Origin of the sequence: Bacillus sp. FSL P2-0099 (assembly GCF_038007445.1) — a bacterium.
In the GTDB taxonomy this organism is placed as follows: domain Bacteria; phylum Bacillota; class Bacilli; order Bacillales; family Bacillaceae_G; genus Bacillus_A; species Bacillus_A mycoides.
In genome coordinates this window covers 4,771,134-4,789,385 of the sequence record NZ_JBBOXE010000001.1, presented here as the reverse complement: position 1 = coordinate 4,789,385, position 18,252 = coordinate 4,771,134, and the positions used below count along the sequence as shown (strand labels likewise).

General features: G+C 38.9%; 16 protein-coding genes. 15 read left to right on the top strand and 1 reads right to left on the bottom strand.

Annotated elements, in window-relative coordinates; genetic code table 11:
- Window positions 1-42: 42 nt before the first annotated feature.
- Window positions 43-996, bottom strand: a complete 954-nt coding sequence (locus MKY90_RS24840; RefSeq protein ID WP_002015811.1) for a 1,4-dihydroxy-2-naphthoate polyprenyltransferase — start codon at window positions 994-996, stop codon at window positions 43-45.
- Window positions 997-1,189: 193 nt separating this feature from the next.
- On the opposite strand from MKY90_RS24840, the gene MKY90_RS24835 reads away from it, so the two are divergent.
- The 15 genes from MKY90_RS24835 (at window position 1,190) to gntP (ending at window position 18,114) form a co-directional block, all read left to right on the top strand.
- Window positions 1,190-2,584, top strand: a complete 1,395-nt coding sequence (locus tag MKY90_RS24835) for an isochorismate synthase (protein WP_341092821.1) — start codon at window positions 1,190-1,192, stop codon at window positions 2,582-2,584.
- On the top strand, window positions 2,581-4,335 hold the full coding sequence (menD, locus tag MKY90_RS24830) for a 2-succinyl-5-enolpyruvyl-6-hydroxy-3-cyclohexene-1-carboxylic-acid synthase (RefSeq protein WP_002143569.1): 1,755 nt from the start codon (window positions 2,581-2,583) through the stop codon (window positions 4,333-4,335). Before MKY90_RS24835 ends, menD begins: the two co-directional genes overlap by 4 nt.
- Window positions 4,332-5,144, top strand: coding sequence for a 2-succinyl-6-hydroxy-2,4-cyclohexadiene-1-carboxylate synthase (menH, locus tag MKY90_RS24825; protein WP_078205275.1), 813 nt, complete (start codon window positions 4,332-4,334; stop codon window positions 5,142-5,144). The genes menD and menH overlap by 4 nt, the downstream gene beginning before the upstream one ends.
- Window positions 5,145-5,212: 68 nt before the next feature.
- Window positions 5,213-6,031, top strand: a complete 819-nt coding sequence (gene menB, locus MKY90_RS24820; protein WP_002089233.1) for a 1,4-dihydroxy-2-naphthoyl-CoA synthase — start codon at window positions 5,213-5,215, stop codon at window positions 6,029-6,031.
- A gap of 244 nt (window positions 6,032-6,275) precedes the next feature.
- Window positions 6,276-7,721: an o-succinylbenzoate--CoA ligase gene (locus tag MKY90_RS24815; protein WP_098167657.1), complete on the top strand. Its 1,446-nt coding sequence runs from the start codon at window positions 6,276-6,278 to the stop codon at window positions 7,719-7,721.
- Window positions 7,722-8,828: an o-succinylbenzoate synthase gene (menC, locus tag MKY90_RS24810; RefSeq protein WP_002034510.1), complete on the top strand. Its 1,107-nt coding sequence runs from the start codon at window positions 7,722-7,724 to the stop codon at window positions 8,826-8,828.
- A 205-nt stretch (window positions 8,829-9,033) separates the two neighbouring features.
- Window positions 9,034-9,732 carry a response regulator transcription factor gene (locus MKY90_RS24805; protein WP_002034509.1) on the top strand — a complete coding sequence of 233 codons (699 nt, stop codon included), beginning with the start codon at window positions 9,034-9,036 and terminating at the stop codon, window positions 9,730-9,732.
- On the top strand, window positions 9,725-10,831 hold the full coding sequence (locus MKY90_RS24800; RefSeq protein WP_002138832.1) for a sensor histidine kinase: 1,107 nt from the start codon (window positions 9,725-9,727) through the stop codon (window positions 10,829-10,831). Before MKY90_RS24805 ends, MKY90_RS24800 begins: the two co-directional genes overlap by 8 nt.
- 82 nt (window positions 10,832-10,913) lie before the next feature.
- On the top strand, window positions 10,914-11,774 hold the full coding sequence (locus MKY90_RS24795) for a M15 family metallopeptidase (protein ID WP_063218172.1): 861 nt from the start codon (window positions 10,914-10,916) through the stop codon (window positions 11,772-11,774).
- A gap of 276 nt (window positions 11,775-12,050) precedes the next feature.
- Entirely contained in the window at window positions 12,051-13,151 is a 1,101-nt protein-coding gene (locus MKY90_RS24790) for an amidohydrolase/deacetylase family metallohydrolase (RefSeq protein WP_016120965.1), read from the top strand.
- Complete coding sequence (locus MKY90_RS24785; protein ID WP_087962806.1) at window positions 13,129-14,232, top strand: DgaE family pyridoxal phosphate-dependent ammonia lyase; 1,104 nt, start codon at window positions 13,129-13,131, stop codon at window positions 14,230-14,232. Before MKY90_RS24790 ends, MKY90_RS24785 begins: the two co-directional genes overlap by 23 nt.
- A gap of 1 nt (window position 14,233) precedes the next feature.
- The gene (dagF, locus tag MKY90_RS24780; RefSeq protein WP_341092815.1) at window positions 14,234-14,989 is read left to right on the top strand and encodes a 2-dehydro-3-deoxy-phosphogluconate aldolase; all 756 of its coding nucleotides are present in this window, start codon (window positions 14,234-14,236) and stop codon (window positions 14,987-14,989) included.
- A complete protein-coding gene (locus tag MKY90_RS24775; protein ID WP_002129637.1) occupies window positions 14,982-15,998 on the top strand; it encodes a sugar kinase in 1,017 nt (338 codons plus the stop codon). Before dagF ends, MKY90_RS24775 begins: the two co-directional genes overlap by 8 nt.
- Window positions 15,998-16,723, top strand: coding sequence for a GntR family transcriptional regulator (locus MKY90_RS24770; protein WP_002015828.1), 726 nt, complete (start codon window positions 15,998-16,000; stop codon window positions 16,721-16,723). Before MKY90_RS24775 ends, MKY90_RS24770 begins: the two co-directional genes overlap by 1 nt.
- A 65-nt stretch (window positions 16,724-16,788) precedes the next feature.
- Entirely contained in the window at window positions 16,789-18,114 is a 1,326-nt protein-coding gene (gene gntP / locus MKY90_RS24765; protein WP_341092812.1) for a gluconate permease GntP, read from the top strand.
- Window positions 18,115-18,252: the final 138 nt, after the last annotated feature.

The window sequence follows — 18,252 nt, the reverse complement described above, 5'->3', positions numbered from 1 at the left end:
AAATTGGTATATGAAAAAAGGAGCCGCATAAGCAGCTCCTTTCTATAGGAAGTATCCAAGCAATAATCCGATTCCCATTAGGAGACCGAAAATTGTATTTGTTTTTGCTGTTGAAATCATCGCAGGTACCATTTCCATTGGAATGCTTTTGCCGATAAAGCCTTTCGTCGCTTTAAATGCTTTCGGTACACTTAAGAATACGATAAGCATCCATGGTGATACGATGTTAACGATGATTAAAGCGATTGTCCAAATGTAGGCAACGATAAACATAGAAGCAAGTACACCAACGGCTCTTTCGCGTCCAACGAGAATTGCTAACGTTTTACGACCATTTTCTTTATCACCATCTAAATCACGAATATTGTTAGATAGTAAAATTGCACCAATTAAAATGGAGCTTGGAATAGATAATAAAATCACTTCTGATGTTACTGCCCCTGTTTGGATAAAGAATGAAATACCAATAATAATGACACCCATAAATAATCCTGCTGTTAGCTCTCCAAATGGTGTGTACGCAATTGGAATGGGGCCACCAGTGTAAAGGTAAGCAACGGCCATACAAACAAGACCGATTGCAGCAAGCCACCAGCTAGAGTTCATACAAATATAAACACCTAATAGCGTTGCGATGCCTAAAAATCCGAATGCTAAGTTAAGCACGGTTTTTGGTTTAATGCCATCGCGGACGATAGCACCTCCGATTCCAACTGAACCTTCATGATCGAGTCCTCTTTTATAATCAAAGTATTCATTAAACATGTTCGTTGCTGCTTGAATGAGAAGGCAAGCAAGAAGCATCATAAAGAAAAGAGGAAGATGTATTTGATTTATACCTCCGACCTGCATTGCAAAAGCTGTTCCGATGAAAACAGGAACGAAAGCTGCTGTTAATGTATGGGGACGTAATAAACTCCACCAAATTCGCCAGCCTGTTTGTTTACTTGGCTTTGGCGCCGTAGGAGAGGAATTCGTTTCGACGTTCATTTCCATGTTGAATCCTCCTTGGTCACATATTGTACACAATTAAGTGTAGAAAAAGCATCATTTAGTGTCAACGTTTATTTTCTAGGAAGAGAAGGTGAATTTCTCAGAAATGCTAAACGTTGACAGGCCTTTCCTTTGAGGTGTATCTTAAAATCAAGCGTAATTATGACTATTTTTCGCCCATAGGGGGGAGACAATTGTGATTCAAACGAAACGAAAAGGCTTACAAGAAGTTCTTGTTACAGCTATTAAGCGTACGACTGATGAAAAAACATTAGTTAGTTTTGTAAAACAAATAGATTGGGTGGATCCACTTCTGTTTTATGCAGCAGGAAAAAGGATCGCATTCGAAAATAGATGTTATTTTGCAGACCCAGCTCAGCATGTAATATTTGCTGGAATTGGCTCTGTTTTCACTATAGCAAATTCTTCTCACAAACGCTTTCAAACTGCTCGTGACGAGTGGGATAAAGTAAAAGAGAAAGCATTCGTACAAAGAGAAGGATACGAATTTGGAACAGGTCCTCTTTTATTTGGTGGATTTTCATTTGACCAAGAAAAAGAAAAAACGAATCTTTGGAAAGAATTTGATGATACCACATTTTCACTACCAGCATTTTTATTAACTGTAAAAAATGAAAAGGCGTGGTTAACGATTAATCAGTTCGTTTCAGCTGAAGATTGTGCAGAAACTCTTTATAACGAAATTATTTCTGTAGAAGAGAGAATTTTACAAGAGAGTAAATGTGCACTAGTAGGATCAAAATTAACAGTTACTTCTAAAGTAGAAGTTGATCCGAGTGGCTGGATGAACGCGATTGGAAAAGTGCAAGATGAAATGAAGCAAGGGAACGTGCAGAAGGTTGTATTAGCAAGGGAGCTAAAATTAACGATGGATCAGCATATTGATTCCGTTCTTGTTTTAGAAGCGCTTCGCATTGGGCAACCGGATTGTTACGTATTTTCTTTTGATTATAAAGGAGCATGCTTCTTAGGGGCGACACCTGAGCGATTGATTCGAAAAGAAGGCGAGAAGTTCACATCGATGTGCCTTGCTGGTTCAATTGGTCATGGCAATTCTATAGAAGAAAGTAAACAAAATGGTGAGACGCTTCTTCATGATGAAAAGAATTTGGCTGAACACGGTTATGTAGTTAACATGATTCGAGGTGTGCTAAGTGAGCAGTGCGAATCTGTTAATATTCCGGAGAGCCCAGGCTTATTAACGACGAAAAATTTAATCCATTTATATACGCCAGTAGAAGCAAAAGGTGATGCAAGTCTTTTAACGATGGTAGAAGAATTACATCCAACACCAGCTCTTGGTGGTACACCTCGTCATGAGGCGTTGAAATTAATTCGTGATGTAGAGCTTTTAGATAGAGGATTATATGGTGCACCAATTGGCTTTATAGATGATGAAGGAAATGGTGAATTTGCGGTTGCACTTCGCTGCGGATTATTAAATGGCGAGAAGGCATCCTTGTTTGCCGGCTGTGGTATCGTAATTGATTCAGTAGCGCAGCTTGAATATGAAGAAACAAGTTTGAAGTTTAGACCGATGCTTGGTGCTTTGGAGGAATTAATGAAATGAACAATCATATAGAAGCATTATCATATTATTTAGGCGCGTTCGTGGACGAACTGACGCGTCTAAATGTATGTGATGTTGTCATTAGTCCTGGCTCGCGGTCAACGCCGATTGCCTTACTAATGGAACAACATGAAGGAATGAAAACATATTTACATGTAGACGAAAGATCAGCAGGATTTTTTGCGCTCGGTATTGCGAAAGCAAAAAAACGTCCTGTTGCGCTATTATGTACGTCAGGGACGGCAGCAGCGAACTATTATCCAGCTGTATGTGAAGCGTTTCATTCACGAGTGCCGCTTATCGTATTAACAGCGGATAGACCGCATGAATTAAGAGATGTGGGTGCACCACAGGCGATGAATCAATTTAATTTATACGGTACTTTTGTGAAGCAATTTACAGAGATGGCACTTCCTGAAGCGAGTGAAGCAATGTATCATTACGCTCGAATGACAACGCAGCGTACGATAGCAAGCGCACTTCTAGCGCCGCAAGGACCTGTTCATCTTAATTTTCCAGTTCGCGAGCCGCTTATACCGGATTTCTCATTAGAAAGTTTATGGGATAAAGGGCGTGGTGAATATACAGGAGTAGTTCAGCAAGGGAACGTGACGATGCCGAGTGAATATGTAGATTCTCTTGTAGGGCGCCTTTCACATATGGAAAAGGGGCTTATTATTTGTGGAGACGGCAGTCATCCAGAAATAACAGAAGTTGTTATGAAAGTAGCTGAGAAAACAGGGTATCCAATTTTAGCAGATCCACTTTCTAACCTCCGTAGTGGTAATCATGATAAAACGATGGTTATAGATTGTTACGATACATTTTTACGAAATGAATTGTTAAAAGAAACGTGGAAGCCGAATGTTTTAATTCGTTTCGGAGGAATGCCTGTCTCTAAAGCATTAACGCAGTTCATCAAAAAACAAACGAAAGCTGTTCATATCGTTGTCGATGAATCTGGACAATGGAGAGATCCAGCTCTAGTTGCGACAGAAGTTGTACAAGCTAGTGACAGTGAATTTTGCAGAGCATTACTAGAGAAAATGCCAGTTATGAAAAAGAATGATTGGTTCGGAATGTGGAAACATATAAACGAGAAAACGAGAGAAACGCTTCGTGAGATGGAAACATATGAAACGGCGTTTGAAGGAAAAGTAATTACGGATATTGTACGTGTATTACCAGAAGGGGCAACGTTATTTGCGAGTAATAGTATGCCAATTCGCGATACCGATTCATTTTTCTTCACATCGGATAAAAACATTCAAGTAATGGCGAACCGCGGTGTAAATGGTATTGATGGAATCATTTCAACAGCTTTAGGAGCGAGTATTATTTGTGATCCGCTCGTATTAGTAATCGGTGATTTATCATTTTATCACGATTTAAACGGACTATTAGCCGCGAAACTACATGAGTTAAATATAACGATTGTTGTTGTAAATAATGATGGTGGAGGTATTTTCTCATTCTTACCACAATACGAGAAAAAGGAACATTTCGAATCATTATTTGGAACACCAATTGGGCTTGATTATGAACATGTTGTCAAAATGTATGGTGGTTCATTTAGCCGTGTAAATGGTTGGGAAAACTTCCGAGAAGAAGTACAAACTGGAACGAAAACGAATGGATTACACGTTGTGGAAATTTGTACGAATCGCGAAGAAAACTTGAAATTACATCGTGAACTATGGGCAAAAACAATGGACGTTATTACTACATCTTTGCAAGGTGAATCAAAATGAAAGTAACATTGCAAGGTGTATCGTATGAATATGAAGTAGCCGGAAGCGGGGAACCACTTCTACTTCTTCATGGTTTTACGGGAAGCATGGAAACGTGGGGTTCCTTTATTCCTTCTTGGAGCGAGCAGTTTCAAGTCATTCTAGTAGACATTGTTGGACACGGGAAAACGGAAAGTCCTGAAGATGTGACGCATTATGATATTCAAAATGTGGCGCTGCAAATGAAAGAACTACTGGATCATCTTCATATTGAAAATGCGCACATACTTGGCTATTCAATGGGTGGTAGACTTGCGATTACGATGGCATGCTTATATCCAGAATATGTGCGTTCGCTTCTTTTAGAAAACTGTACAGCTGGACTTGAGAGTGCAAAGGAGCGAAAAGAACGCAAGGAAAAAGATGAACGACTTGCCGATAAAATTGAGCAAGAAGGCATCCGAAGTTTTGTGTCGATGTGGGAAAATATTCCGCTATTTGAAACGCAAAAACGTTTAGTGCAAAACGTAAAAGAAGCGGTGCGAAAAGAACGACTTGCTAATGATCCAAAAGGACTTGCAAATAGTCTTCGCGGCATGGGAACAGGGGCTCAACCTTCATGGTGGAACGAATTGCAAAACCTAAAAATGCCTGTCCTTTTAATGAATGGAGAAAGCGATGAAAAGTTCTTTCGCCTATTAAAAAACATCAAAAAATGCATCCCTCATGCGAAATTTGTCAAAATTGATGGGGCTGGCCATGCAATTCATGTGGAACAACCGGAAAAGTTTGATACAATAGTAAAGGGATTTCTAAAAACTATGCAGTGATACTTTTTTCAGCAAGAAGGAAGTTGCACTTATAGCGGAGATCAGAAATATAAAAGGAGGTAATAGTAATGACTATTGAATGGGTAAAAGAAGGCAATTACGAAGATATTATTTATTCAACATACAATGGCATCGCAAAGATTTCGATTAACCGCCCTGAAGTACATAATGCATTCCGTCCTAAAACGGTAATGGAGTTAATCAATGCTTTTGCACACGCTCGTGATGATGCAAATGTTGGCGTTATCATTTTAACAGGTGAAGGTGGACGTGCATTCTGTTCTGGCGGCGACCAAAAAGTTCGCGGTCATGGTGGCTATGTAGGTGACGACCAAATCCCACGTTTAAACGTATTAGACTTACAACGTCTAATTCGCGCAATCCCTAAACCGGTTATCGCAATGGTAGCAGGTTATGCAATTGGTGGTGGACACGTACTTCATATCGTATGTGACTTAACAATCGCTGCAGACAACGCTGTATTCGGACAAACAGGTCCTAAAGTAGGAAGCTTTGACGGTGGATACGGAGCTGGTTATTTAGCTCGTATGGTAGGCCATAAGAAAGCCCGTGAAATTTGGTACCTATGCCGTCAATATAGTGCACAAGAAGCACTTGATATGGGCTTAGTAAACACAGTAGTACCATTAGAAGAACTTGAAGCAGAAACAGTACAATGGTCACAAGAAATTTTAGCAAACAGCCCAATGGCACTTCGTTTCCTAAAAGCTGCATTCAACGCAGACACAGACGGTTTAGCTGGTATTCAACAACTAGCTGGAGACGCAACGTTATTGTACTACACAACTGACGAAGCAAAAGAAGGCCGCGACGCGTTCAAAGAAAAACGCACTCCGGACTTCGGTCAATTCCCTCGTTTCCCGTGATCAAAAGCGGAGCCGACTGTTTAGCCTCGTAGGCTAAGGTTCTTTCGCACAGAAAGTGTTTTTTACTTTCTCGTGCGGAAGGTTCTTAGACGGAAGGGGTTAGGAGGCGCAGCTGGATGAAACCAAAAGCGGAAGCGGCTCGCTTAGAATGTGAGACGCAACCAAAAGATCACACCGGAAACAAAACAACTAAGAGACTTGATGTCATATCAGGTCTCTTTCTTTCATGAAAGGAGAATGAGTGATGGAGACGATGCCGAATTGGTTAATGCAACGTGCATTTTTAACACCTGATCGCACTGCAATTGAAATTGAAGAAGAGAAGGTTACTTTCGTGCAGCTGCATGAAAAAGTAGTATCTGTTTGTGAACACCTCACGCATGTAGGAGTGAAGCGGGCGCAAAAGGTGGCTGTTCTGATGAAAAATGGTATGGAGATGATTACAGTTATTCACGCCCTATCTTACATAGGTGCAGTAGCTGTGCTTTTAAATACGCGTCTTTCAAGAGAAGAGCTACTTTGGCAAATGGATGATGCGGAAGTTGTTTGTTTAGTGACGGATCAAGAGTTTGAGACGGAAAATGTTCCAGTATGTTCATTTGCTGAAGTGATGCAAGGACCGAAGGCGGAAGCATTTATACAAGAAGAATTCTCTTTAGAAGAAGCGATGACAATTATTTATACGTCAGGGACGACAGGGAAACCGAAAGGCGTTATTTTAACATACGGTAACCACTGGGCAAGTGCAGTCGGTTCTTCGCTTAATTTAGGGCTTCGTGATGATGATTGTTGGTTAGCATGTATGCCAATGTTCCACGTGGGCGGGTTATCTCTTTTAATGAAAAATATTATGTACGGTATGCGCATTTTACTCGTTCCAAAATATGATGCTAATTTTATTCATAAAGCACTTCAAACGAGAGGCGTTACGATTATTTCTGTCGTTTCTAAAATGCTAACAGATTTATTAGAACGACTTGGCGAAGGTACATATCCATCTTCTTTACGATGCATGTTACTTGGGGGAGGACCAGCACCGAAGCCGTTATTAGAAACATGTGTGGAAAAAGGAATTCCTGTGTATCAAACGTACGGTATGACAGAAACATCATCGCAAATTTGTACGTTAGCAGCAGATTACATGTTAACGAAAGTAGGATCAGCCGGAAAACCACTATTTCAGTGTCAGCTTCGTATTGAAAAAGACGGCGTAGTTGTGCCGCCCCGTGTTGAAGGAGAAATTGTAGTAAAAGGACCGAACGTAACAGGTGGCTACTTTAACCGTGAAGATGCGACGCATGAGGCGATCAGAAATGGATGGCTTCATACTGGTGACCTCGGTTATTTAGATGAAGAAGGATTTTTATACGTATTAGATCGCCGCAGTGATTTAATTATTTCTGGCGGAGAAAATATATATCCAGCTCAAATTGAAGAAGTATTGCTCTCTCATCCGGCGGTAGCAGAAGCGGGTGTTGTCGGTATGGCTGACGAAAGTTGGGGACAAGTACCAGCTGCTTTTGTTGTAAAAAGTGTAGACGTAACAGAAGAAGAAATTCTTCGTTTTTGCGAAGAGAAATTAGCGAAATATAAAGTGCCGAAGAAAGCATGTTTCTTAGAGGAATTACCACGAAATGCTTCGAAGAAATTGTTAAGACGAGAGTTAAGACAATTAGTGGAGGAGATGTAGGTGGAAATAAAAAAAGCGACACTTTATATAACGGAAATGCCGCTCATTATCCCGTTTGCGGCAAGTTACGGGACTTATGAAAAGCGTGAAAGTATCGTCATTGAATTAGAAGATACAGATGGATACATTGGTTTTGGTGAAGTCGTTGCATTTTCTGAACCGTGGTATACGGAGGAAACGGTGAAGACAGCGCTGCATGTACTTCAGGATTTTTTATTACCAGATTTATTGAAAGCTGAAATCTCTCATCCGAATGAAGTACCGTCTTTGTTCAAACATATAAAGAGAAACCGAATGGCAAAGGCCGGAATTGAAGGTGCTGTTTGGGATTTATATGCGAAGCGTCAAAAGCAGTCGTTAGCGATATTGCTTGGCGGAAATAGGTCTGAAATTGAAGTCGGCGTTGTGATTGGGATCAATACAATTCCCGTTATGTTAAAGCAAATCGAGAAGTACGCGGAAGAAGGATACGAGCGCTTTAAAGTGAAAATAAAGCCAGAACATGATTACGAATTACTGAAAGAAATTCGCAAAGAGTTTCCGAACATCCCGTTAATGGCTGATGCAAATTCAGCTTATACATTAGCGGATACGGAGAAGTTGAAACGACTAGATGAATTTAGGCTTATGATGATTGAACAACCGTTAGCGGATTACGATTTTCTGGATCATGCACAACTGCAAAAGAAAATTGAGACACCGATTTGTTTAGATGAAAGCATCCATAGTTTAGAAGACGCACGTGTTGCGATTACGCTTGGCAGTTGCCGCGTCGTTAATATTAAACCAGGGCGAGTGGGCGGATTAACAGAGTCCGTTCAAATCCATAATTATTGTATGGAGCATAACATACCAGTTTGGTGCGGTGGCATGGTAGAAATGGGGATTTCACGAGCTCAAAATGTTGCACTCGCTTCATTGCCAAACTTTACGATTCCTGGAGATATATCTGCTTCTAGTAGACATTGGGAGAGGGATATCATTTCACCAGAAGTGATGCTTGAAGGCGGAAAAGTAAGGGTACCGCAAAGTATTGAACGTGAGTATGAAGTAGATCGAGGCAGGTTGGAAGAAATAACAAAGCAGCGGATTATTTTTGAGCGATGAATGGGAGCTTTTATTAGTACTGACTACCTGCAAATAGCGGGATGATTTTGTCGTTAATTTTCGGTAAGTCGATATATTTAAAAAATCGCCGATATAATTTCATTTATCAAGGTTACTCTTACGGGTAGCCTTTTCTCAGTGTACAAATTGGATAGACTAGTTTAAAATCGAGCGTATGAAAACAGAATAAAGTAGGGGGACTAAAATGAAGCGCATTTCAATTTTAATAGCTGATGATGAAGCGGAAATTGCTGATTTAATTGAGATACATTTAGAAAAAGAGGGTTACCACGTCGTTAAAGCAGCTGATGGAGAAGAAGCCATGCATATTATTCAAACGCAGCCAATTGACTTAGTGGTTTTAGATATTATGATGCCGAAAATGGATGGATATGAAGTGACGAGGCAGATTCGCGGCAAGCACCACATGCCAATCATTTTCTTAAGTGCGAAAACATCTGATTTTGATAAAGTGACAGGTCTTGTATTAGGCGCAGATGATTATATGACGAAACCTTTTACACCGATTGAATTAGTTGCACGTGTAAACGCACAACTGCGTAGATTTCTTACGTTAAATCAGCCGAAAGTAGCGGAGAGTAAATCTGCTTTAGAAATTGGCGGAGTTGTTATTGATCCTGAGCGCCGAACGGTAAATGTGTACGATGAGAAAATTGAATTAACCCCAAAAGAGTTTGATATTTTATATTTATTAGCGAGTCATCCGAAGAAAGTGTACAGTGTGGAAAATATTTTTCAGCAAGTATGGGCTGAAGGGTATTACGAAAGTGGAAATACAGTTATGGTACATATTCGTACACTGCGGAAAAAACTTGGGGAAGATAAAAGAAAGAATAAGTTAATAAAAACGGTATGGGGAGTAGGGTATACTTTCAATGGCTAAAAAAATGAGAAGCTTTCGCTCAAAGATGGTTATGCTATTTGCGCTAAGTATGATATTTGCTGCTGGCATAACGTATTTACTTTATGAAGGATTACGGATTTATTATAAGCTAGTAGTTCGTTATGAGGATCCTTTAGCCCAATTTCGTTCAATGGTAAGACAAATTGGGGATATTAATTTCTTTTTAATTATCTTTATCCCTCTATCCATTATGTTTTTCTTCTTCCTTACTAGACCATACTTAAAATATTTTGATGAGATTTCGAACGGGATTCATCATTTGGCGAACGGTGATTTTACAAATCAAGTTCGCGTTTCATCAAATGACGAGTTTGGATATATTGCTCGTGAAATAAATGTAGCGAGTGAGAAATTAAAAGAAGCAGTTGAACGAGGAGACTTTGCGGAAAGTAGTAAAGATCAGCTCATTGTCAACTTAGCTCATGATTTAAGAACGCCGCTAACATCTGTTTTAGGGTATTTAGATTTAATTCTTAAAGATGAGAATTTGACGAAAGAACAAATTAAGCATTTTTCCACAATTGCTTTTACGAAATCTGAAAGGCTTGAAAGCTTACTTGATGAATTATTTGAAATAACGAGAATGAATTATGGCATGTTGCAGCTGGAAAAAAGACCAATTGATATAAGTGAACTACTTATACAGTTAGAGGAAGAATTGTATCCATCATTAGAAAAAAAGGATTTAGAAGCGAGATTGAATATTGTGCCCCACTTACATATTAATGGTGATGGAAAATTATTAGCTCGAGTCTTTGAAAATCTTTTAACGAATGCGATTCGTTACGGATATGATGGGAATTTTATTGATATGAACGGATATATTGATCATGAAGAGGTAGTTGTACAAATTATTAATTACGGAGATAGCATTCCAGAAGAGGATTTACCGTATCTTTTTGATATGTTTTATACAGGTGATAAAGCAAGATCAGAGCAGCAAGGTGGTACAGGCCTTGGGTTATTTATTGCGAAAAATATTGTCGAGCAGCATGATGGGACAATCTCTGCTGAAAGTAACGTAATTAGAACGATATTTGAAGTGAGATTACCAAAAGAAGAGAGCAAAGCAATTTAATAAAAATTTAAACTTTACCCCACTTTTTATTTTAATAGTTTTTTCTATTCTATACGTAAGTTACGTTAAGGAGGAACTAGAAATGAAAAAGTGGGTATTTATTTCTCTTTTTATAGTATGTACAGCATGTGTAGGCTTTTATATATCACCAGTATTTCAAAAGGAGATCGATGTTAAAATTGCAGAAAAAGATAATAAAGTAAAAGCCGCGAACACTGAAAAGATAGAGGTTACAGAGGAACAAATTTATAAAGGTGATCTATTATTAGTTAATAAAGATTACCCAGTTAAAAAAGATAGTGTTAGGTCCGATATTATAAATGTAAATCACAATAGTGAATTAGTAAGAGGCTATGTAATATTTGATAGAAATCTTCGCTTATCAGAGGGTGTTGTAAAAAAGTTTTTGAACGTTGTCGATGCAGCTGGGAAAGATGGAGTACAGCATTTCTTAATGAGTAGCGGTTACCGAGATTTTCAAGAACAAAGTAAATTATATAAAGAAATGGGATCTGATTATGCACTTCCAGCAGGATATAGTGAACATAATTTAGGATTATCACTCGACGTTGGGTCTACTCAAAAGAAAATGGAGAAAGCGCCTGAAGGAAAATGGATTGAAGATAATGTATGGAAGCACGGATTTGTTTTACGTTATCCGAAAAATAAAAGCGATATTACAGGCATTCAATATGAGCCGTGGCATATACGTTATGTTGGCTTACCACATAGTGCGATTATGCAAAAAGAGAAAATTACATTAGAGGAATATTTAGACTTCCTCAAAGAGAAAAAAGAAATTTCAACTGATGTTGAAGGTAAGAAATATACGGTTTCGTATTATAAAGTTTCGGGTAATATGAAAGTGAATGTTCCAGCGAATAAGCAGTATGAAATTTCGGGGAACAATATGGACGGGGTTATTGTGACGGTTCAGGAATAGAGAAAAAGGCTGGTCCGTTTTGGGTCAGTCTTTTGGCATATAAGAAATAGATTGCCGTTTTTTGTCGGTAGATCGATATTCCTTGTCGAATCATTGATATAATTTCCTGTACTATCAACATTTTGTGGATTGTTTTTTTATTTACCATTAAACATTATAACGTTATATTTACTTCTTCCTTTTTTTGTGTTACGCTAAACGTGTGAAAGAGATATAAAATGAAATTTTAATGTAAGCGTATTCTTATGGCTTCTTATAGAAAAGGGTGGAAATACAATGACAGAACGATTCGTGCTACGTAATGTGAAGCGTGTGAACGGGGAAGAGATTGACATTGTAGTTGAAAATAATAAAATCGCACAGGTGACGAAAGCTGGTGCTGGCGAGGGTGGAAAGGTTCTTGATTACTCAGGTACTTACGTATCGAGTGGATGGATTGATTTGCACGTTCATGCTTTTCCAGAGTTTGATCCGTATGGCGATGAGGTAGATGAAATTGGCGTTAAGCAAGGGGTAACGACAATTGTTGATGCGGGAAGCTGCGGAGCTGATCGTATCGCAGATCTAGTACAAAGTAGAGAACAGGCAAAAACGAATTTATTTGCCTTTTTAAATATTTCTCGCATCGGTTTGAAACGAATTGATGAATTATCCAATATGGAATGGATAGATAAAGAGAAAGTAATAGATGCAGTAGAAAAGTATAAAGATGTAATCGTTGGATTAAAAGCGAGAATGAGTAAAAGTGTCGTTTGTGATAGCGGAATTGAACCGCTGCACGTAGCGCGTTCTTTATCTCGTGAAACATCATTACCGATTATGGTACATATCGGTTCAGCTCCTCCGCGTATAGAGGAAGTTGTACCTCTTTTAGAAAAAGATGATGTCATTACACATTACTTAAACGGGAAAGAAAATAATTTATTTGATGAAGAAGGAAAACCGATATCTGTGTTATTAGATGCAGTGAAACGCGGTGTTCATTTAGATGTTGGGCATGGTAATGCTAGTTTTTCTTTTAAAGTAGCAGAGGCAGCGAAGCGTTACGGCATTGCCCTTAATACGATTAGTACAGATATTTACCGGAAGAATCGTATACACGGTCCAGTTTACAGTATGGCTAACGTTCTTTCGAAATTCCTTTACTTAGGTTATCCGCTAGAAGAAGTAATTGATGCAGTTACGAAAAATGCGGCAGAGTGGCTGAAAAAACCAGAGCTTGGTCGTATTCAAGAAGGCGATATTGCAAACTTAACTTTATTTACGGTGAAAGATGAACCGATTACGTTAATTGATTCAGAAGGGGATCAGCGCATTGCTGAAATAAGAATTGATACGAAAGGGGTTGTAATCAATGGGTCATTCATTGAATGCTAAGTACGGATTAAAAAGAGTTATTAATGCGAGCGGTAGAATGAGTATTTTAGGTGTATCCGCTCCTACAGATACAGTTATGGATGCGATGAAACATGGTGGACAAAATTATGTAGAAATTGCTGATTTAGTAGATAAAGCGGGAGACCATATTGCGAGAATTCTAGATTCAGAGGCAGCAGTTGTTGTAAATTCAGCATCAAGCGGAATTGCGCTTTCTATCGCTGGTATCGTTACAGAAGGAAATCGTCGTAAGAGTGAACGACTTCATCAAGAGGTAATCCTGAAAAACGAAGTGATTATGTTAAAAGGTCATAACGTTCAATACGGTGCTCCTGTTGAAACGATGATTTATTTAGGCGGCGGTAAGCTCGTTGAAGTGGGTTACGCAAATGAAGGGAAAGCAGAGCATATTGAAGATGCAATTGGCGAAAATACAGCAGCTATTCTTTATGTGAAATCGCATCATGCAGTGCAAAAAAATATGATTTCTGTTGAAGAAGCGTGGGAAGTAGCACAGCGAAATAATGTACCACTTATCGTTGATGCGGCAGCTGAAGAAGACATTCAAAAATACGTGAAGTATTCAGACCTAGCCATTTATAGCGGTTCAAAGGCGATTGAAGGACCTACTTCTGGTATTGTCGGCGGTAAACGAAAATATATTGAATGGCTAAAAGTGCAATTACATTGCAGCGGTAGAAGTATGAAAGTTGGGAAAGAAACAACTTTCGGTTTACTTCAAGCGCTTGATGAGTACGGAGTAAAAGAAGATAAGAGTGAACAAGAAAAAGAGTTGTTACAAGTACTTATGCCGCTGAAAGAGTTAAACGGTGTAAATGTAACAATCGTTCAAGATGAAGCTGGAAGAGCAATTTTTAGAGCGCGTATTCATATTAACGAGAACGAATTAAATAAAACTGCAAAAGATGTTGTGACCGCGTTACGCGAAGGGGAAATCGCAATTTACACACGTGATTACGGAGTAAGACAAGGATTCTTTGATATCGATCCACGTCCACTTCAAGGTGATGACATACATGTAATTGAAGAAAAAATGAGAGAAATTGTAGGGGGAAACTAAAATGACAAACATTCAAAAACGTTTTTATAAAGGCCGCGTAGCATTAAATGTATTAGCGAACAATACCCGAAATGCGAAAGATATTTTTGAAGCCGCAGAAGGTTATGTAGTAGTCGGAGTGTTATCAAAAGATTATCCAACAGTAGAAGAAGCAGTTACAGCGATGAAAGCATACGGAAAAGAAATTGATGACGCTGTATCAATCGGACTAGGAGCAGGAGATAATCGCCAAGCGGCAGTTGTAGCTGAAATTGCGAAGCATTATCCTGGTAGTCATATTAACCAAGTGTTCCCTTCAGTAGGAGCGACGCGCGCAAATCTTGGCGGCAAAGATAGCTGGATTAATAGTTTAGTATCACCAACAGGAAAAGTAGGTTACGTAAATATTTCTACTGGCCCAGTTAGTGCGGCTGGGGAAGAAAAAGCAATCGTTCCAATTAAAACAGCAATCGCACTTGTACGTGATATGGGCGGGAATTCATTGAAATACTTCCCAATGAAAGGTTTAGCGCATGAAGAAGAATATCGCGCTGTTGCGAAAGCATGTGCGGAAGAAGGATTTGCATTAGAGCCAACAGGCGGAATTGATAAAGAAAACTTTGAAATAATTGTACGTATTGCATTAGAAGCAAACGTAGAGCAAGTTATCCCGCACGTGTACTCTTCTATTATTGATAAAGAAACTGGCAATACGAAAACAGAAGATGTTCGTGAATTACTAGCGGTCGTGAAGAAGTTAGCTGATCAATATGCGTAAGAAAATTGCAGCATTCGGTGAAGTTATGATGCGCCTGCAAGTGCCAGGGTATGAATTGCTATCGCAAGCAAACACCTTAAATTACTCATTTTCTGGTACAGGTGTGAACGTTGCAGCAGCACTTTCTCATCTAGGGCATGAAGGTTTTCTTATTTCAACTTTACCGGAAAACTCTGTTGGGGATGCTGCGGTATCACATATTCAAAAGTTAGGCATTCAGGCACCGTTTGTTTCAAGAGGTGGTAAATATGTTGGTATGTACTTTTTAGAAAATGGATTTGGAGCACGCGCAAGCCGCGTTACATATTCGAACCGATTAGAAAGTAGTTTCAATACGGCATGTGAAGAGATGTACCAATTTGAAGAAATCGCAAAAGAAATTGATATCGTTCATTTTTGCGGGATTACCCTTGCGATGAATGATACTGTGCGCCATCATATGAAATCTTTGGCGAAGGCAGTTAAAGAAAATGGAGGCACTGTCGTTTTCGATTGCAACTATCGTCCATCGCTTTGGGGAGAAGATGGGTATGAACAGGCGAAACCTCATTATGAAGAAATGCTAGGCCTTGCCGATATTGTAATGATGAATGAAAAAGATGCGATGTTTGTTCTCGGAATGAAAACGGAAGAGACGGAGCGAGAAGCGCAGCTTGTTGATCTTATTCCAAAAGTCGCTGAAATATATAATATCGCTACAATTGCTGGGACACATCGTTCTATTAATAGCGATAATACACACTCACTTCGCGGATTCATATGTAAAGATGGGACGTTCACTTTTGCCAAAACACTTACGTTTTCTGTATATGATAGAATAGGTGCTGGAGATGCTTATACGAGCGGAATTATTCATGGCGAGATAGAAGAGTTTGCACCAGAGAAAGCTGTTTCATTTGCGTCAGCAGCTGGAATGCTTGCACATACAATCGTCGGTGATACGCCAATGTCATCAGAGAAAGATATACTTCGGGCAATGACGGCATCAGTAGGTGATGTAGAAAGGTAGTGGGTGTAACGGTGAACGTAACGAGAAAAAGAGGTCCATTATATTTACAAATTAAAAATATTATTCGTGATCGAATATTACATGGTGTTTATGCCATTCATACAAATATTCCTTCTGAACCACAATTAGAAGAAGAGTTCAAAGTGAGTAAAATTACAGTGCGAAACGCAATTAAAGAACTCGTTCAAGAAGGATATTTAGAAAAGAAAAGTGGTAAAGGAACGAAAGTCATTCGAAATACTTCTGCGACAAAGCTTTCAAAGGGAAAGAAATTTACAGAAGTGTTAGTGGAAGAAGGCTATAAAGTACAAAAGAAATTGCTAAAGGCAGAAGTGGTTCATAATGAAGAAGGAACAGTACCATTTCGTTTATTTGGTAAAGAGAGTTTTCGTATTGAGCGCCTATATGCTTTAAATGATACTCCGTACATTCATTATACGCACTATTTCTCAGCACAAATGGCAAGTACAGACTTAGCGGACTTTGACTTACAATCGCTTTATGATCTAGTCGAGGACCGTGGTATACATTTAGAAAACTTCAGAGATGAATTCGCTGTTGGATTTGCGCCTAATTTCGTTGCAGAAGCGTTAGGAGAAAAAGAGGGAACAGCGTTATTAAAACGTATGCGCTATTCTTACGATGAAGTTGGAGAAGTAATTGAATATAGTGAAGGCTACTACAATACGGAAATGCAGCATTACGTTGTAAATTATGATGTGTAAAAAGTGAAGAGGGACCAATTCCCTCTTTTTTTGTAAAAAAATTTCATATCGAAGGGGAATGGGATATGGATATATACTTATTAATCGTCACGTTAATTGCGATCGCAATTGTTATTTTAGGGGTATCATGGTGGAAATGGCATGCGTTTATTAGTTTAACAGTTGCTAGTCTATTTTTAGCTATTATGTCTGGGTTGAACTTGACCAAAATTGTTACTGCCTATGAAACTGGTGTTGGTAGTGTACTAGGGCATTTAGTTGGTATTTTGGCTCTCGGAACAATTTTAGGGAAAATGATGTCCGATTCAGGGGCTGGCATGCAAGTAGCAGATTTCTTCATTCGATTCTTCGGGGTGAAAAAATTACCTTGGGCAATGTTATTCGCCGGATTTGTTATAGGTATTCCAGTGTTTTTTGAAGTGGGAATCGTCATTTTATTACCACTTGTTATTTCAATTCGAAAAACAACGAAACAAAATATATTGTTAATTGCGTTACCTGTTATTGCTGGATTATCGATTGTACATGGGCTAGTGCCGCCGCATCCAGGTGCGATGACAGCAATCGGTATTTATAATGCGAATTTAGGAAAGGTACTATTGTATTCATTAATTATCGCGTTACCAACAGCAATTATCGCAGGACCGGTATTTGCAAAGTGGGTACATAAGAGGGTTATACCTGAAAATGAACCGGAGCTTGTTCGAGTTACGACAGTATCAACTGATTTACCGAGTCGTAAAGTTTCATTTTTTATTATTTTACTGCCAGTAGTTTTAATGATTTTATCAGTAGTCGCACCATATATTTCATTACCGAAAAAAATAACTGAATTTTTAGTATTTGTGGGAAGTCCGGTAATCGCTTTACTTATTTCATGTTTCGCAGCGTTTTATTTGCTTGGCATAAAACAAGGAATTAATAAAAAGATGATTAAAAGATTAACAGATGAAAGTTTACTACCTGTCGGTTCCATTATTTTAATAATTGGTGCAGGCGGTGGATTTAAACAAATATTAATTGAAAGCGGCGTTGGAACAGCCATCGCTCAAATGGCAGAACATATTTCATTATCACCAATCGTCTTAGCGTTCATGGTAGCGGGATTAATCCGAATTGCAACAGGTTCAGCTACTGTAGCATTAACGACAGCAGCTGGAATTGTTTCACCGGTTATTCAGCACATGTCGGGTGTAAATTTAGAATTACTCGTTATTGCAACCGGTGCAGGTTCATTAATGTTTTCTCACGTAAATGATGCAGGATTCTGGCTTGTAAAAGAGTATTTAGGTTTGACAGTAAAAGAAACGTTTAAAACGTGGACGGTGATGGAGACATTGTTATCATTTATTGCATTCGGCTTTGCGCTTTTACTTAATATGTTTGTTTAGAAGAAGGGGGTGCCTATTTAAAGGTATCCTCTTTTTGTGTTGGGGCTCTTTTCATGAAACAAGCCCGTTTTTAGGAGTGCCAAGCTTCCGATTTGCCCTGAAAACATAATATAAATGGAATCCCCTCATTTAGAGCAA

What these genes read in the sequence shown, in the direction of transcription:
- MKY90_RS24775 (WP_002129637.1), top strand. Translation starts at nt 14,982, where the DNA reads ATGCGTAAGAAAATTGCAGCATTCGGTGAAGTTATGATGCGCCTGCAA.
- MKY90_RS24840 (WP_002015811.1), bottom strand. Translation starts at nt 996, where the DNA reads ATGGAAATGAACGTCGAAACGAATTCCTCTCCTACGGCGCCAAAGCCA.
- menB (WP_002089233.1), top strand. Translation starts at nt 5,213, where the DNA reads ATGACTATTGAATGGGTAAAAGAAGGCAATTACGAAGATATTATTTAT.
- gntP (WP_341092812.1), top strand. Translation starts at nt 16,789, where the DNA reads ATGGATATATACTTATTAATCGTCACGTTAATTGCGATCGCAATTGTT.
- MKY90_RS24790 (WP_016120965.1), top strand. Translation starts at nt 12,051, where the DNA reads ATGACAGAACGATTCGTGCTACGTAATGTGAAGCGTGTGAACGGGGAA.
- MKY90_RS24785 (WP_087962806.1), top strand. Translation starts at nt 13,129, where the DNA reads ATGGGTCATTCATTGAATGCTAAGTACGGATTAAAAAGAGTTATTAAT.
- dagF (WP_341092815.1), top strand. Translation starts at nt 14,234, where the DNA reads ATGACAAACATTCAAAAACGTTTTTATAAAGGCCGCGTAGCATTAAAT.
- menD (WP_002143569.1), top strand. Translation starts at nt 2,581, where the DNA reads ATGAACAATCATATAGAAGCATTATCATATTATTTAGGCGCGTTCGTG.
- menH (WP_078205275.1), top strand. Translation starts at nt 4,332, where the DNA reads ATGAAAGTAACATTGCAAGGTGTATCGTATGAATATGAAGTAGCCGGA.
- MKY90_RS24795 (WP_063218172.1), top strand. Translation starts at nt 10,914, where the DNA reads ATGAAAAAGTGGGTATTTATTTCTCTTTTTATAGTATGTACAGCATGT.
- MKY90_RS24805 (WP_002034509.1), top strand. Translation starts at nt 9,034, where the DNA reads ATGAAGCGCATTTCAATTTTAATAGCTGATGATGAAGCGGAAATTGCT.
- MKY90_RS24800 (WP_002138832.1), top strand. Translation starts at nt 9,725, where the DNA reads ATGGCTAAAAAAATGAGAAGCTTTCGCTCAAAGATGGTTATGCTATTT.
- MKY90_RS24815 (WP_098167657.1), top strand. Translation starts at nt 6,276, where the DNA reads ATGGAGACGATGCCGAATTGGTTAATGCAACGTGCATTTTTAACACCT.